This window comes from Arthrobacter sp. SAFR-044, assembly GCF_059414985.1.
The window spans coordinates 23,050-38,073 of record NZ_JBPFDN010000005.1; the positions used below are offsets into that span (position 1 = coordinate 23,050).

Below are 15,024 nucleotides of genomic sequence, written 5' to 3' on the forward strand. Positions count from 1 at the left end.
CGAAGCCCAGCCCGAACGCACCGTCGAACCGCTGAGCCCCGACGCCGGAGCCGAATCATTCCGACGCGAGGAAGAGGCCCGCAGGGCCGAACGGGAACGGGCCGGCCGGGAAACCTACGACTGGGTCTCCCAGTTCAACCGGGGCCAGTCCCAGCAGATCGAGCGGGACATCCAGCGGGCAGAACGGGCCAAAGCCGAAGCCCAGCCCGAACGCACCGTCGAACCGCTGAGCCCCGACGCCGGAGCCGAATCATTCCGACGCGAGGAAGAGGGCACGGCGAAGCAAGCACAAGACCGGGCCCAGTTGTATGCCGCTATCCAGGCGTACCATTCGGACTTCGGACAGACCACGGCGTTGCGTGAGGTTTGGGAGCGTGCGAGTAGTGAGCAGCCGAATACTAGGCGGGGGTATGACGCGGCGCGAAACGAGTTTTGGAAGATACTCCACAATGAATCAGATCAGGATGCAAACGCGCACGAGGTTCGGAAGATGCTGGAACTCGCCGGATATAACTTTGGCCGAGGTGAAGGCGCGCCGATTCTTGACCTACTTCCGAATCGCGATTCAAATGACTCACCGAAGCAGTTTCGACTGTCAATCGATCACAAGATTCCGGGCAGCCTCAAACTCAAGATTCCGGGCAGCACGGGCGAGAACCTCTGGTTGAAAGTGGATAACCTACGTTTCATGACGGAAGCCGACAACGTTGAGAGGAACGCCTTTTTCAATGAGAAGGATGAGCCGTTCAAGGGATGGCCATGGCACTGGCAGCGGCCACGACATCGTTCTTGAACCAAACTAGTCATAATTAGAAGAACACCTACCTGGCCGATCGGGTTGGTATCGCCCCGCCTGGGCCGAAGGAATTCCAACATCGAGTTCTTTTGACCCACACCGCTGACGTCAAGCCACCTTGACGGCGGAGACAGGCGGGGCCACGGAAGCTTCAGAGGAGTACCGGCGGATCCTGACAGACCGCATCCGGATCCAGGGCGCCGACCACCCCGACACCCTCACCACCCGCGACCGGCTGGTCTACTGGAGTGAGCAGAACGGCTATCCGGTCTAAGGGCGCGTTGCTACTGATGTCCCCCTCCCTTGACAGCGTCAGAGCCGGGTGGATCCCTTGCCAGCGGGACTGCAGCGGAGGTGAGGCCGTCCGGGCGGCCGGCGACGGCGTGAATTTCGTCGGAAATAGGGGTCGTAGTTAGTGATGACAACTGCCTCGGCCGATTAATGAGTACGACGCTCTGGAGCGAACTGCCTCCTGTGCGGATGATCGACGAGGCACACTCCCCGACCACAGCAGTTTGCGGGGCAGGCTGCCAGCAACTCAGCACGGGTCGGGCAGCACAGTCCTAATCGGACGCTTCCCGGTTACCCAGGGCGGCGGCAATCGGTCGACCGGCTTGTGCTTTTCCGAGGTAGTACTCGCCCTGATGGGGTTTGGCTCCATTGTCGACAGTCCATGCGGATTCGAGGACGGCCTCGGCGGGTTTGTTCCGATCGAAGAGTCTGGTCAAGTCCGGCTCGGCGGCTACGAGATCGTTGCGGTCGGCGATGCTGACCCACTTCCGTACCATGGCCGGGTATTCGGGGGGCTGCGGTGAGATGCGGTCGTAGATGATGGTGCGCAACCCGAGTGGGCTGCCGATGGTCAGCCCTGGTCATCGGCTCGCAGTGTGACGCTCTGGAGCATCTGGATTTCGTGCCCGACCGGGTGAGTCGGTTGTTTGAATTGCTGACCGATCCCCGCCGTGGGGGATGTCAAGCTGAAGGAAACGGTCGCATTCACCGGCTGGATCCGAGTGTTGAAGAGGCTGTGGTGTCCGCCGCTTCCGCGCAGGCGAGCCTGCTGATCGTCTTCATTGGACACGGGGTTACCAGGGACAAGTCCAGAGGAGGCACACGGTTTTTCCTGCTCCCCAAGGACGGGAATCCGGAAAATCCACGTCCTGAACCGCTTATGAGGTTGGAACCCACGTGGAAACCCTCTTGTCCGGGCCTGAGCAATGGCTTGACGGGATGTTCCTGATTCTTGACGCCTGCCATTCGGGGACCGGCGCCGTCGAGATCATGTCAGAGGCCCGAGACATCCCGGGATCGAAGCGCATGCAAATCCTGACGTCCACCTTTAACGGAGGTCTTCCTACGATGGCTGCTTCTCCCAGTCCCTGATCGGCCTGATGCAGCACGGGCAGACCCACCTCTCGAGCGACTACATCGGTGGGAGGAAGCGGCGAACGCAGGCGATGAGGCCTGCTCGGACCAGGAGGAACCCTATTTTTCCATGGCCAGCTAAGCGCCGGATCCCCCAACTGGAAATACACCCACAGCCCTGGTGGTGGCGCCGCCGTTCCTAAATTCCATCCTTCCCTCAGGAGTGCCGTCCAGGAATTCAACATGGAGGGTGAGCACCAGACCGCCGACAAAAGGTACCTCGGTGAACCTCATGCGTTCATCGACATCTTCGCCGACAAAATTGATTGTCCTTCGGAAAACAATTTGATTTTCATCGGTCAGGCGAACCTCATCAATACGTGCGTTCTCATTCAAAGTGCATTTAAAGAACACCTCGGATACACGCTGCTGAATACCTATGGATAAATGCTCCGCTGCTATCGGCAGATGTAGCCAGTTATCCGTTCGGGCGCTTTGAAAAATCGTTGTTCCTTGAAGGTTGTGCATGATTCTGCGGACATTTGTCGGGAACTCGACGACCGCGGCTACCCCGTGAGTTGAAAAGCGTGCCACTTCTTTAGCCTCCTAGATTTTAGGTGCTCCCCAGCAGGCTGGTGCAATCAGTGTGGAGGCGTTGTGACCTTCTTGGCTAGGGGTTATGCCTTGCAAGGTGCATTTATAAGCACCCTGACGCTGGGTGGCCATCGTATGTCTGGAATGGGCAGTTCGTGCGCTGCCAGCAGTAACGCTGCAGTAACACGTCGCTGAATAGGCTGGGCTGTTCCTACTGCCATGAAAGCCCGGATAGGCGGCGCGCGATGAGCACACCTTTCAACTGCTACACGTCCTTCTGCCCAGCAGCGTCGACATCCACGGTAGGACGCCGGGGCCCTGAACTGTTGGCGAGAACGGCCTGGACCACTCCACCCGATGTCCAAGCAGTCGGTCGGCGTGGCCAGATGTTGGGCTCCCGCGAGTCGACGCAATCGTGGCCTGGTGCTGGGATGGGGGCCTGAACGATGGCTATTGTGACAGGTAGCCTCCGCATTGACACGGGAAGCGCTTCGATACCTATCACAAGACTGACTCTGCGGCTTCCGGTCTACTCTTACATCGCTGGTGAGGAGAGGGAGGTGCTTCGGGTCAGAAGGGACCTGGATCGCCATGAGCCTGTGACTCACCGGGTAGTGCCGAACGAGACGTTTTTGTTCCCGTATGATGGCCGGTTCGTTGTTGGCGATGACCGACAGATGTTCACGGGTTGGGTGGGGGAGGGGGACCTCGAGAAGCTGCAATTGGAAGTTCCCTTTGCAGTTTCTGACTCAACCGGGACTGTGCTCGATAGAGGGGCGCTTCGTGCCTACTTTTTTTTGGACATCGGCCCTCGGGTGGGGCCCCATGACGACTCCAATGACACGCTGGAGTTCGCCAATAAGCTTTTCCTAGTCAATGCTGCAATCTATGACCGGATGGTCCTTGACAACCCGCCCCCGCCACGGCAAGGCAGTAACTATCTGCTTAGGCTCTTGGTCAACATCGGTACCTTCACGTCGGAATCCGCTGAAGCTGACTCCCTGTCAGAAGCTGAATTCCAGGAACTGGCCCAGAGGCATAGTGTGTCTGCTGAGTTCGTGAAATCCGTGCACGCCCGCTTCGATGAATTGACGTCTTTTCTGATTGACTTGGGCTCACTGACACCAGTTACAGTTGCCGGGACTTTCTTGGTGAAAACAGATGGGGAGCCGCTAACCCGGAAAGACTTGGATTTTTACAGCGTTGTTGCGGACGTGCCCGTCCGGTCGGCGTCGGGATCCATCGAGGTTCGTACGTTGACCGCTGATTGGGGAACATTGGCGGACCCTCTCGATGTTCCAGTGAACTTCGAAATGCTGACCCAACCAACTCTTTTTGCCGAGGGCGTCGAGGGGATGGTCCGGGTGCGGGTCAAAGGCTTCGACGGGGCTACGCTCTGGAGTCAGGACTTCGGCGCCTCGGATCCGCTGCTTCATGGTTTGAAAATTGAAATTCCGGCTCACCGCCCGGGAGTCATCGAAGGAACTGGGGGATCGGGGAGCAGCACTGCCCGTAAACGCATCCGCGGGCAGGTGCTAGCCCGCCACGCCGGTACGCGGGTCCGCGGCCTTACCGTCGTCCTTCAAGGGAAAACCGCTACCGACGTGGTGTGGCGGATTGTGTCAGCCGCGGAGACAAACGATCGGGGCTATTTTTCGATGCCCTATCCCCGCGGGGTGTTCGTGGCCGCTCAAGCGCTTGTTTCCGCCGCTCCCGATGCGGCGGTCGATGTCGGAATCGCATCCACTTCCGCGGAGGAGACGGTTTCTGAGGATTTCATCTACATTCTTCTCGACGACGGAGGGCATGCCGAGCATCCGGAGGACTGCGGTTGCGCGACCAAAAATACCGGTGTGACGCGGCTGCCTGACCAGTCGGATCTAATCAATTCAGACGAGTATTCCCAAGATCTGGGGGGTGGATGCATCAGCATCACCACACCCAACCGGACGTTGCAGGAGTATGCATATAACGCCATCGTCCGTGTTTCCGACCCGGACGTAGCCAATTACACGCTGACCCGCAATGGCGATGGTTCATTCCAACTAAGCGGGGGAGCCGAGAAGATCAACCGGGCCCCAGTTGACCTGGGCAACCCAATCCGCTGGCAGGACGCGCCACTGGCAGGTGATGCCTTGAGTTTCTACCAGGCGGTAACCGTCTCCACAGGACACATACTCTTCTACAAAGCCGTCTTCAAGGCCGACGGGTACTCTCTGGGTGATCTGGTCTACTCCCTGCCATTGGCCCCAGGACAAAAAAAGCAGATCGTTTCATACGACATGGCCAACACGCTCGAAGCCAGCGAAGAGCAAAGACTTACCCAAAGTGAACGACTCAGCGCAACCCTCGTGGATGACCGCAGCATCACGGACGTGCTCAGCGGCGGAATCCGGGAAACCCTTGCCGGGCAAAGTTCGGCCTCAACCTCAGGGATCAGCGCCGGCCTTGGCCTAGGTGGATCCATCGGCGCCATCAGCGGATCCCTCGGCGTCGCAGGAGGCTACGCAAACTCAAACTCTTCGGCCTCACAAAGCGGGTCCCGTGGCATCACCCAATTCTTCGGTGAAAAACTCCGACAAGCCCTGTCACAGAACGCCGAAAGCTACCGACGCCTTAACGCATCCGTCGTGACCACCGTGAAGGAGGGGCAGGAGTACGCGGTCACCACCGAAGTCGTGTCCAACCATAACCACTGCCACTCCATAACGATGATGTATTTCGAAGTCCTGCGGCACTACGCAATCTCGCAGGAACTCGCCGACGTTCAAGAATGCGTTTTTGTCCCATTTTTGCTGACCGAGTTCAACAGCAGGAACATCTCAAAATGGAAAGACGTCCTGACGACACACCTTCTCCCCATGCCGTCCAGCACCTATCTACGTCCCATGCTGCTGCGCGGCAGCGTGCGGCAGCAGCATCCATTGACCCGCGCCTTCGACGCCAACGAACGAATCCTGAGCGGATACTCAAGGGTAGACTTCCCGCTGAATAGCTACGCCGAAGACCCCATCACCGAAATCACCGGCGAGTTCACTCTACGCACCCGCCTTCCGCGCCCGAGAACCAGATACGACCGCATCGTCTCCCTCCCGGTCGTTACCAAGACCGTGTCACGCCAAGAAATCGATATCGTGAAGACCGCCGCCGTGGCGGTCTTCACTGGGGGCCTATCCCTGCTGGGGGGGCCCGGTACCAACACGGTGGAAGAAGAAGTCCTGGTCAAGACGCGTATCTTCGATGCATTCATGGACCTGGACGCCAACTTCCAATCCGTGCGCCCAGCCGATGCAATACGTGTCAAGTCATTTGCCCCAAAGACAATCGAGATCTCTGGAAATTCATTCATTATCGACTTTTTTCAGAACCCCATCGATCGACAGCAGTGGGAGTCTTACTCGAACATCTTGGGAGAATTCAGTGATGTTCACCAGATGCTCGACAACTACTTTGCGGGACGGCTCATCTCTGAATGGGAAGGAATATTCAATCGGGATATTGCACCGCTGATTTTCAATAAAATCGTTGACACTATCCGAATTGGGACACTTAATCTCGACTTGACAGCGATGAGCAGGTACAACGGTGGAGAACGCGCCATGCAGATCCGCTTGTCCGGCGGCAGCACCGTACCCCGCAAGGATCTGCCGGAGCAGATGCGTCTGCACTCCAACAGCCAGGTAATCCACGGCTTACGGAGTGCTGGTTTAGCCACGCTCATCGTGGACAAAGTGCGCATCCGGTATATAACAGCGCATTACAGCGGTGATATCCACAACGGCTACTCCGGCAACGATCTGCTGGACGAAGACTTCGCTACGAGCGGGGCTCTGCTCGCCACACCGCTGACGTCCCAGGACCGCCGCAACCCCCGCAAAGAAGATACCTACCTGGTCGAGGAACTAGTGGCCCACCTGAACTCCAACCTCGAGCACTACAACAAGGCACTGTGGCGAACTCTTGACGCCGACCGCCGCTTCATGCTGCTAGACGGATTCAACATTCAAATATTCAACCGCTTCGGGGCACCCCTCGGCTATCGAAGCCTGTCATCCGTAGTCAAACACGAACTGATCACTGTCGCAGGGAACTCGCTGGTCTTTCCCGTAGCCGACGGATACAACGTCTCACAGGCCCTCATCGTCGAGAACAAAGAGGAAGAGGAAGAAGCAACGCCAACCCTGCGTGATCACTATCTGCCCCTCCACCCGGTCGAACCCTACCGTCTGAGCGTCCCGACCCGGGGAGTCTACATGGAGGCTTTGATGGGGCAGTGCGACGCCTGCGAAGAGGTCAAGCCGGACTCCTCTCAAGACTGGGACCTCTTCCGAACCGAAGAACCAACAGCGATCCAGCAGGTCGTCACACCCACACCCCAGCGGACCGACTGGAAAGCGATTTGGGCCCAATTCGCCCAGCCTCTGGTAACAATGCAAACCCCGAGGGAAGCCCCCGCACCCGGCAGCGGACTGGAAGGGCTGTCAACGGCCCTCGTCAACAGCCAAGCTTTCCGGGACGTTACAGGCCTTGCCGGCAACCAGGAAAACGTCATTCGCACCTACCTTTCAAACCAGGAGAACGCGAAAGCCTTCGCGGAAATGGCCAAGACCATGGCCATGCAGGACCACAATTCAGCCAATTCCCGCTCCATCATGCGGTCCTTGGAAGAAGCACACGATGCCGAAGCCATCACTGACCCCGAGTACCGCCAACTGGTCCGAGACCACCTGGGCCAGCAGATCGACGGCGGCGCCCGGCAACAAGCTGAAACAGCCGCGCAAGCAAGCCGGAGACCATCGCTCACAACGGCAGCAGTGGAAGCCCTCGATGACGGCCGCAGCGTAACTGCCAAGACTACCCACTCGGACGGAAGCACCGAAGAGGTCCAAGTTAGCTCCGGGCGATCGCAACAGCAGGAACCGATACATTACGATGTAGCACTGGTCCCACAGCCCAACAAAACCTCCTGCTGGGCTGCTGCAATGGCGATGCTTGAGGGATACCGGCGCAGCATCGCTGCCTCCGCCAGCGTGGTGCTCACCGCCACTCATCTGGCAGCAGAAGTAGGCTACAGCCTCGAGCAGTCATACGGATGGGACCGCCTGGAGGACGTCAAGGACTTCTACGGCTTCAAAGACATCCAACTCGTCGGCAGCCAATACCCCACCGCGGCGCAATGGCGCCAATGGCTGCGCGAGCGGGGCCCCCTCTACGTGACGGTTGTCGGGGAACCTTCCTCCCACGCAATAGTCATTCACGGCATAGCCGGGGACGAGACGGCGACCGGGGCACGCGTCGAGGTTCTCGACCCATGGGACATCAGCCAGACATTCGACAGCGACCCAACAGTTTTCAATCCACCAAATGAAGGAACAGCCATCACCCTGTCGGTCGACGAGCTCAACCGGAAGTTCAACGGCGGAGACCTGAGCAAACTCGCCATCTTCGAAGACTGGCGGATCCTTTACCTGCCGGGACTGGAGGCTGACGCCGGCACAACCGCTCCAACCGGTGCGGCGAAACGTACCTTCAGAATCCAGGGCGTCAACAAATTCTTGGCAACCGACACGGACGTCCGGTTCAAAGCTTCAATCGTCAGTGGGAGCATGAACCTCACCGTCAACGTCAAGGGAAACACCTGGAAGGACGTGAACGAGAAACTTCAAGACGGAGTCCACGACCTGACCATCACACCTGACCACTCTGTCACCGAACCAGCGGACTGGCCTGGCTTCGCCGCAACGGCAGCCGTCCCGCTACCTGACAGGATGTGGCTGGAAGAACGCGCGGAAGTGACGGTCACCGGGAACCGCATCACGGCTATCACCGGCAATCCCAATATCGTGCTTCGCGGCGACAGCATAACGGTCAAACTCCGTCCCCTCTGGGCCAAAACACCACACAAATCCTCGCGCCCGACAGGAGTATCGCCAGACTATGTGGTTCTGCACCACACAGCCGGAAACAGTGACCTGCCGCCCCACTTCGTGGACCCGACGGCAACTGAGAAGGCAGCAGCGCACTACGTGATTACCCGGACGGGCGAAATAATCAAAATGGCTCACGAGGCATCCGACGCCGCCAACCATGCCGGAAGATCAATGTGGAAAGGCAGGCCATCACTCAATACCTCGTCCATCGGTATTGAAATCGTCCACCTCAATGACACTGTCGCTTACGAAGAGGTTCAGTATGTCGCCCTCCTTGCGCTACTGGGCCAACTCAAAGCCACTTACCCGGCAACAAAAGCGAAAAACTTCATTGGCCACAGCGACATCGGACTGCATCCAAACGGCGATGTCGGACGAAAGGCACTCGACCCAGGAAAGCGCTTGGACTGGCCCAGACTGGAAACCGCAGGCTTCGGCCTCGCCCCGGCAGACGCTTCAACAATCTTCACAGCGTCAAACCCAGTGGAGGACATCTACGGCGCCATCTTCAAGGCCGATACCAATATCAAGCTGCCCATTAGAAGAGGGCAGCCCCCGAACTATAGCGCAGTGGTCACCGAGGTCAAATCCGATCTAGCTGCCATCGGATATGCGATCCCTTCCGCTGGAAGCAGCACATATGACGACGGCACGGATCGAGCTATCCAGGTGTTCAAAAACAGATTCTTCTCTGGCTCCCGGATCCAGCCTGACAGCTTCTACAACGGCCGGCTCGAATTCGAGACGGCGCAAATGATCAAACGCGTCCTTCATACTGCAAACCTTCCCTAAGACAAGACTGCAGCTATGGACCTTGCTAAAGGTAACGGCGCCTAGAATCGGTAGGAATGGAGCCTGTTCCATGGTGTGTCACTGAAAGTACGGAACCTGGAGAAAAAGCCACGAATGATGGCCGGAAGCAGCCCCTTTTTGAGGGCACTCCCCCGGCAAAATTTGATAGCCGATAATGGAGATTCCGTCAGCTTGCCGAAGTGCGGAACTGGCAGTCTTGGCGCTGTCATAAGAGGGTTTGTGAACCTGTCTGCCAGGAGTTCTAGGTGACCCTGGCCAGACGAAGGTACTGATAGACCATTTCACGGCTGATCCCGTAGTCGTGGGCCAGAACGGCTTTCGGAACACCGTTCTCAACGCGATTCACGAGTTCGGCTGCCCGTTCGGGGGCAGGGTCTTCTTCCGCCCACTGTAGACTCCGCGCTGCTTCACCAGGGCAATTCCTTCCCGCTGCCGTTCCCCGATCAGGGAACGTTCGAACTGGGCGAAGGCGCCCATGACCGAGAGCATCAGGTTGGCCATGGGGGAGAGTCCTCGCCTGTGGAGACCAGGCTTTGCTTCACGAACTCGACGCGGACACCTTTGCGCGTGAGGCCTTGGACGAGAGCTGTGCAAGGCAGATGGCTGGTTTGTGGCAATTGATCCATAGATCATCGGCGCAGTCGTGGCTTCGCTACAAAATGACCGTAGACAGGGCTCTGTAGCCTTCTTCGGAGGACCGACCACCATTCACAGGAGGAACCATGAGCCACGAGACGACCTCGACCTCGGCACCGCGCCGCCCGGCCCAGAACAGCCCCCGCACGCCGCGTCCACTGTGGGATGCGCAGTCGCTGGCCCTTATCTCCGTGTTCGCCGCGTTGATCGCAGCCTCGGCGATCGTCCCAGGCATTCCCGTCGGCGGCTTCGGGGTGCCCATCACGCTGCAGACCCTCGCCATCATGGTGACAGGCCTCGTCCTGGGCGGATCACGTGCCGCCGCAGCGGTGGCGCTCTACCTACTCCTTGCGTTCGCCGGGCTGCCGATCTTCTCGGGCGGCCGGGCGGCCCTGGCCGTCCTCGCCGGCGGATCCGCCGGATACATCGTGGGGTTCCTCCTCGCCGCTCTGCTCGTTGGCATAGCCGCCGAGCAAATCATCCGGCGCCTCCCCGCCAAGCGGCGCGGCCTCTGGTTCTTCCTCGCCGCGGTAGTGGTCACCGTGGTCGCATCGCACCTGCTCGGCGTGCTCGGCATGATGGTCAACCTCAAGCTGTCATGGCAGGCTGCCTTCGCCAGTGACCTCATCTTCTACCCCGGCGACATCCTAAAGGACGCACTGGCATCCGCCGCCGCGGTGGCCGCCCACAAGGCCTTCCCGGACATCCTCGTGCGCCGCGTGAAGTAAGCGAGGCCGGAGCATGGCTATGAGGATCTTCGGGGAAACCGTAGACGACCAAACCCGCTGCATTCACTATCACACCGACGTAGATGTCATAGCCATAAAGTTCAAGTGCTGTCTTCGGTACTATCCCTGCCATCTCTGTCACGAGGAGGAGGCAGACCACCCGGCCCTAACATGGCCAAGAAACGAGTGGGCAGAGCCAGCAGTCCTGTGCGGTGTGTGCAAAAGCGAGATGTCCATAAACGCTTATCTGTCGACCACATCGTGCCCCAACTGTGCCGCTCGACTGAACGAGCGGTGTGCGGCCCACACGCATTTTTACTTCCAGACCTGAACGGAACCTCTCCGATGATTCCCCGCGAAGAGCGACGCCAGCGCACAGCGGCTTTGCAGTGACACCCCCGGCATGGAGGCAGTGTGCCTGCCCCAGCGCAGTCACACCACAAGAGCTCCTGCCTCCATTTGCGCCTTAAGGAAGCACACGGGTTGCCTTTCAGAGCTCTACGGGACTGCGTCCACGAGTCGTCTAATCCGCTTCTGCTCGTTCTGCTAAAGAGCCGATGATGGAACCGTCATAAAGCTTGGAAGTGCTGCCGCTTACAACGCGTCCTGACTGCACAGAGATCGCACAGCATGACGGCGGCAGGACGGGTACCGTTTTGGTACCATAAGGACATGGCTATGAATCTCCGTGTCCCTAAAGAGCTCGATCGACGGCTGGAGAAGTTGGCTGCCGAGGAACATACGTCAAAGTCTGCGCTTTTGTTGCAGGGGGCTGAGTTGGTTCTTCAGCGCCACGCTCGCCAGCGTGAAATCAGCGAGGGCCTTGATTTCGTGATGAGTCATGACGTTGAGCTGCTGAAGCGCCTTGAGGACGCGTGACAGCGTACCTGGACATTGAGGATGCCCTGCAGGTAGTTGATCGGTACGGCTTCCATATACGGGATGTCGGGTTGCTGGCCTCGGCATTGGCCAGGCCGGCGACGACTGTCATGGGCGCGGAAGCTTATCCGGAACTGGCGGTGAAGGCGGCTGCCTTGTTGGAGTCGGTCGCCCGGTTTCATCCGCTCATTGATGGCAACAAACGGACGGCGTGGACGCTCATGGTGCTGTTGCTGTGGATCAACGGTTACCGGCATGGCTTCACCACGGATGAAGGCTTCGACCTCGTCGTCGGAGTCGCCGCGGGCACCATCGACTTGCTGGACTCTGCCGCCGAGATTTCCAGACATCTGGTGCCCCGGTAGTCCTTGAACACCCCCGAAACGGGGTGTGGACAATGTCCACACCTTTCCTCTCGTACTGGGCCCAATAGCCTTCGAACTGGCCCGGATTCCGCATGTTTTCGCGGGCTCCCACTGTTTCCAGGGGCCGGAATGCAGTTCGAGTCCCACCTCGGGCACAGTGTTTCCGCAGGTCAAACGTTTGTTGGCGTGCCTAGTGTTGACAAAGCTTGACAGCGGCAGGTCTTCGGGCGTAGTGGCTCGGGGCTGCTGCGATAGCAGCGATCAGAATGACAAAGGACGACGGCGGGAATCCCGCCGTCGTCCTTTGTTTGGTTTTCAGGCTCTATAAGCCCATTGTCCGAGCAGCCGTCCGTCGTCGTCGTACTTTTGGACGGCCAGTCCTGGGCCGTTGTAGCTCATTCCGGCAAGAGGGTTGTGGTGGTCGTAGGTGAAGGCGATCAACGGCCCGTGCGATGTGACTTCCTGCAGGTGAAACCGTGTTTGTCCGGCCCCCTCGCGGGCCAGGGCGCTGACTGCCTTTAGGCCCCGGTATGTCCTGTCGAGTTCGACGATGGTGTATTGAATGTCGTCGTGGAAAGTGGCGATCAGGGGTTCCGGGTTGCCTTTGTTGTAGGCCTCCATCACGGTTCGCACTGTCTCGGAGAGGGTGTTCACTACTGGGCGCCCGCTTTCCCTTGGGGGACCGGTTTCAGGGCAGTGTCACGCCCTCTGTCGAGGTGTTCCGGGTTCCTTGGGGTGCGGGGGATGGCAAGGGCAGCCAGTGCCCCGGCTACCGCCACGCCTCCGATGAACAGGAGGGGAACGATGACATTGCCCGTCCAGTCCTGGCCGAGCCCCATGACGTAAGGGCCAAGGAAGGACCCAATGGAGCCGATGGTGTTGATCAGCGCGATGCCGGCGGCGGCCGCCGTCATGCCCTTGAGCTCGAGGTTGGTGACCGCCCAAATGATGGGGCCCGTAGCGGTGAAGAGTGCACTGGCGAGGGAGATGCCGATAAGGGTGGGGGCCAGCTGGTCGCCGGTGGCCACACTGATCACGAGCCCCAGCGCGGCCAGTACCATGCCCGTGACCAGTACCCGCCGGTGCGCCTGGCTACGGTCGCAGTAAATGCCAAGGGCGATGGTCGCCACGACAGCGACAGCGAACGGGACCGAGGACACGTACCCGATCGTCATTACATTCGTAACGCCGGTGTTTTTGATGATGCTCGGTATCCAGAAGACGACGGCGTAGATGCCTATGTAGTTGGCTGCCAGGATGAAGCCGAGGAGCCAAACCCGCTTGGTGGTGATGGCCTTCTTGAACTGTTTTGACGCTTTCTCACGTGCCCCGGCGGGACCGAGGCTTGCCGCGATGGCGGCCTTTTCCTCAGCGGTGAGCCACACGGCGTCCTTCGGCGAGCTGGCAACAGCAAAGAAGAAGATAATGCCAAGGAGGGCAGCCGGTATGCCTTGCATCACGAAGAGCCATTCCCAGCCTGCGAGACCGGCGAGTCCCCCCAGGCCGGACATGACCCACCCGGACAGAGGACCGACGAACATGCTGCCGATGGGTCCTGCGATGACCAGCAGCGCCAAGGCCTGGGCGAGGCGTTTGCGTGGGAACCACTGGGACAGGAAATAGACCATCCCCGGGTAAAAGCCCGCTTCTGCGATGCCCAGGAAGATCCGGGCAGTGTAGAACTGTCCAGTGTTTTGGACGAACCCCGTAGCGATAGTGACAACGCCCCAGGTGACCATGATGCGCGCGATCCACACTTTTGCGCCGACCCGTTCGAGGATCATGTTGCTGGGCACTTCAAAGAAGATATAGGCGAGGAAGAAGATGCCAGCGCCAAGGCCGTAGGCCGCGGCCGAGAGCCCGATGTCGGCACTCATCTCCAGTTTGGCGAAGCCGATATTGACCCTGTCGATGATGGCCACGGCGTAGCAGACGGAGGCCAGGGGCAGAATTCGCCAGGCAAGCTTTTTGTAAAGGGTGGTTGGCAGGTCGTCCCCGGTGCCTTCGGAAGCTGTGTTGTGGGTGTACGTCATTGTACGGACTCTTTCAGTCGTCGGTGGTGGTGTTGGTCGAGTGCAGGGCGGGGAATTCCCACCAGGTGTCCGGCTGCCACTTTGCCGTTTCCCATGCCTGCCGTTGTTGCTGCCGGGGGTCCGGGACCACTGTCGGGGTGGTGTCCAGCAACATTGTCCACCGTTCTGTTTGCCGGTATTCAGGCCAGAAAGGCAGATCGGCGCTTTCGGGTTTGAGACACTTCGCGAAGGACTTGATCGCCCGTAAAAGGATCCAGCAGCGGACGCCTCAACGGTCTACCCGAGCTGTGTGCGGAGAACCATCAACAAGACCCCTGCAACGAAGAGCAGTGCGCAGAACAAGGTGCCTACAAGTTCCACGCCCCGCAGCTGCTCGGCTTTGTCCCTGACGGGGAGAAGTTTAAACTTCTCTGTAACCAGGAACACTTGATATGCCGCTATCCGCTTACGGAAGACGAACCAGACAGCGGCCACCAGCGCGAAAACTACGCCTTCACCCATTCGCTGCCCCCCCACAAAGACTCGCTTTTCGACCGTCACGGACAGAGCCAGAGTCCCACTGGTCCGTCAGTGTTGCAGATTCCATCGCTAGACGCACAGATGGATGAAACTCTCGTAGAAGGATTCAAACCGCGAAATATCTGAAAATGCCGATAAGCATGAACAGCACCCCGAAAATTACCGCGGCCGCACCCAGCCGCTTGAGATGGATCTTGGGGTTCTTCCTGAAATACTCAACACTGGCCAGTGCTGTGAGTTGAAGCTGGGATACAGAACGTCTGAAAGCGATCAACGCGACTCCCACCAGGACAAGCACTACGGACGAAAAGGCGTTGTGGCTCATCCCGACTGGTGCCTCATTTGAGAGCGCCTAGAGTGCCCGCC

15 protein-coding genes and 1 pseudogene are annotated in these 15,024 nt (G+C 59.0%); 7 read left to right on the forward strand and 9 right to left on the reverse strand.

What is annotated here, in order from left to right:
• Window positions 1–793: hypothetical protein (locus ACR65J_RS09325; protein WP_440168049.1), on the forward strand; the 793-nt coding region annotated here is incomplete at its 5' end.
• Window positions 794–914: 121 nt separating this feature from the next.
• Window positions 915–1,070: a hypothetical protein gene (locus ACR65J_RS09330; RefSeq protein WP_440168050.1), complete on the forward strand. Its 156-nt coding sequence runs from the start codon at window positions 915–917 to the stop codon at window positions 1,068–1,070.
• A gap of 289 nt (window positions 1,071–1,359) precedes the next feature.
• On the opposite strand, the gene ACR65J_RS09335 is transcribed toward ACR65J_RS09330, so the two are convergent.
• From ACR65J_RS09335 to ACR65J_RS09345, 3 genes are all read right to left on the reverse strand, one after another.
• Window positions 1,360–1,638, reverse strand: a complete 279-nt coding sequence (locus tag ACR65J_RS09335; protein ID WP_440168051.1) for a hypothetical protein — start codon at window positions 1,636–1,638, stop codon at window positions 1,360–1,362.
• A 20-nt stretch (window positions 1,639–1,658) separates the two neighbouring features.
• Complete coding sequence (locus tag ACR65J_RS09340; protein WP_440168053.1) at window positions 1,659–1,877, reverse strand: hypothetical protein; 219 nt, start codon at window positions 1,875–1,877, stop codon at window positions 1,659–1,661.
• Between the two features lie 422 nt (window positions 1,878–2,299).
• Window positions 2,300–2,755, reverse strand: coding sequence for a DUF6623 family protein (locus ACR65J_RS09345; protein WP_440168055.1), 456 nt, complete (start codon window positions 2,753–2,755; stop codon window positions 2,300–2,302).
• Between the two features lie 614 nt (window positions 2,756–3,369).
• Here ACR65J_RS09345 and ACR65J_RS09350 point away from each other — a divergent pair.
• Window positions 3,370–9,477, forward strand: coding sequence for an N-acetylmuramoyl-L-alanine amidase (locus ACR65J_RS09350; RefSeq protein ID WP_440168057.1), 6,108 nt, complete (start codon window positions 3,370–3,372; stop codon window positions 9,475–9,477).
• Between the two features lie 262 nt (window positions 9,478–9,739).
• Here the strand turns inward: ACR65J_RS09350 and ACR65J_RS09355 are convergent.
• A pseudogene (locus tag ACR65J_RS09355) lies at window positions 9,740–10,127 on the reverse strand (recombinase family protein); the annotation flags it as partial.
• A gap of 93 nt (window positions 10,128–10,220) precedes the next feature.
• On the opposite strand from ACR65J_RS09355, the gene ACR65J_RS09360 reads away from it, so the two are divergent.
• The 4 genes from ACR65J_RS09360 (at window position 10,221) to ACR65J_RS09375 (ending at window position 12,106) form a co-directional block, all read left to right on the forward strand.
• A complete protein-coding gene (locus tag ACR65J_RS09360) occupies window positions 10,221–10,862 on the forward strand; it encodes a biotin transporter BioY (RefSeq protein ID WP_440168059.1) in 642 nt (213 codons plus the stop codon).
• Between the two features lie 19 nt (window positions 10,863–10,881).
• On the forward strand, window positions 10,882–11,193 hold the full coding sequence (locus tag ACR65J_RS09365; RefSeq protein WP_440168061.1) for a CHY zinc finger protein: 312 nt from the start codon (window positions 10,882–10,884) through the stop codon (window positions 11,191–11,193).
• Window positions 11,194–11,534: 341 nt separating this feature from the next.
• Window positions 11,535–11,741, forward strand: a complete 207-nt coding sequence (locus ACR65J_RS09370; protein ID WP_440168063.1) for a ribbon-helix-helix protein, CopG family — start codon at window positions 11,535–11,537, stop codon at window positions 11,739–11,741.
• Window positions 11,738–12,106, forward strand: a complete 369-nt coding sequence (locus tag ACR65J_RS09375) for a type II toxin-antitoxin system death-on-curing family toxin (RefSeq protein WP_440168064.1) — start codon at window positions 11,738–11,740, stop codon at window positions 12,104–12,106. The genes ACR65J_RS09370 and ACR65J_RS09375 overlap by 4 nt, the downstream gene beginning before the upstream one ends.
• Window positions 12,107–12,421: 315 nt before the next feature.
• On the opposite strand, the gene ACR65J_RS09380 is transcribed toward ACR65J_RS09375, so the two are convergent.
• The 5 genes from ACR65J_RS09380 to ACR65J_RS09400 form a co-directional block, all read right to left on the reverse strand.
• Window positions 12,422–12,760 (reverse strand): nuclear transport factor 2 family protein, encoded by a 339-nt coding sequence (locus ACR65J_RS09380; protein ID WP_440157629.1) that lies wholly within the window; start codon window positions 12,758–12,760, stop codon window positions 12,422–12,424.
• A complete protein-coding gene (locus ACR65J_RS09385; protein ID WP_440168066.1) occupies window positions 12,760–14,139 on the reverse strand; it encodes an MFS transporter in 1,380 nt (459 codons plus the stop codon). The genes ACR65J_RS09380 and ACR65J_RS09385 overlap by 1 nt, the downstream gene beginning before the upstream one ends.
• A gap of 13 nt (window positions 14,140–14,152) precedes the next feature.
• A complete protein-coding gene (locus ACR65J_RS09390) occupies window positions 14,153–14,293 on the reverse strand; it encodes a hypothetical protein (protein ID WP_440168067.1) in 141 nt (46 codons plus the stop codon).
• A 122-nt stretch (window positions 14,294–14,415) separates the two neighbouring features.
• The gene (locus tag ACR65J_RS09395) at window positions 14,416–14,679 is read right to left on the reverse strand and encodes a hypothetical protein (protein WP_440168068.1); all 264 of its coding nucleotides are present in this window, start codon (window positions 14,677–14,679) and stop codon (window positions 14,416–14,418) included.
• 85 nt (window positions 14,680–14,764) lie between these two features.
• Entirely contained in the window at window positions 14,765–14,983 is a 219-nt protein-coding gene (locus ACR65J_RS09400; RefSeq protein ID WP_440168069.1) for a hypothetical protein, read from the reverse strand.
• Between the last annotated feature and the right edge of the window lie 41 nt (window positions 14,984–15,024).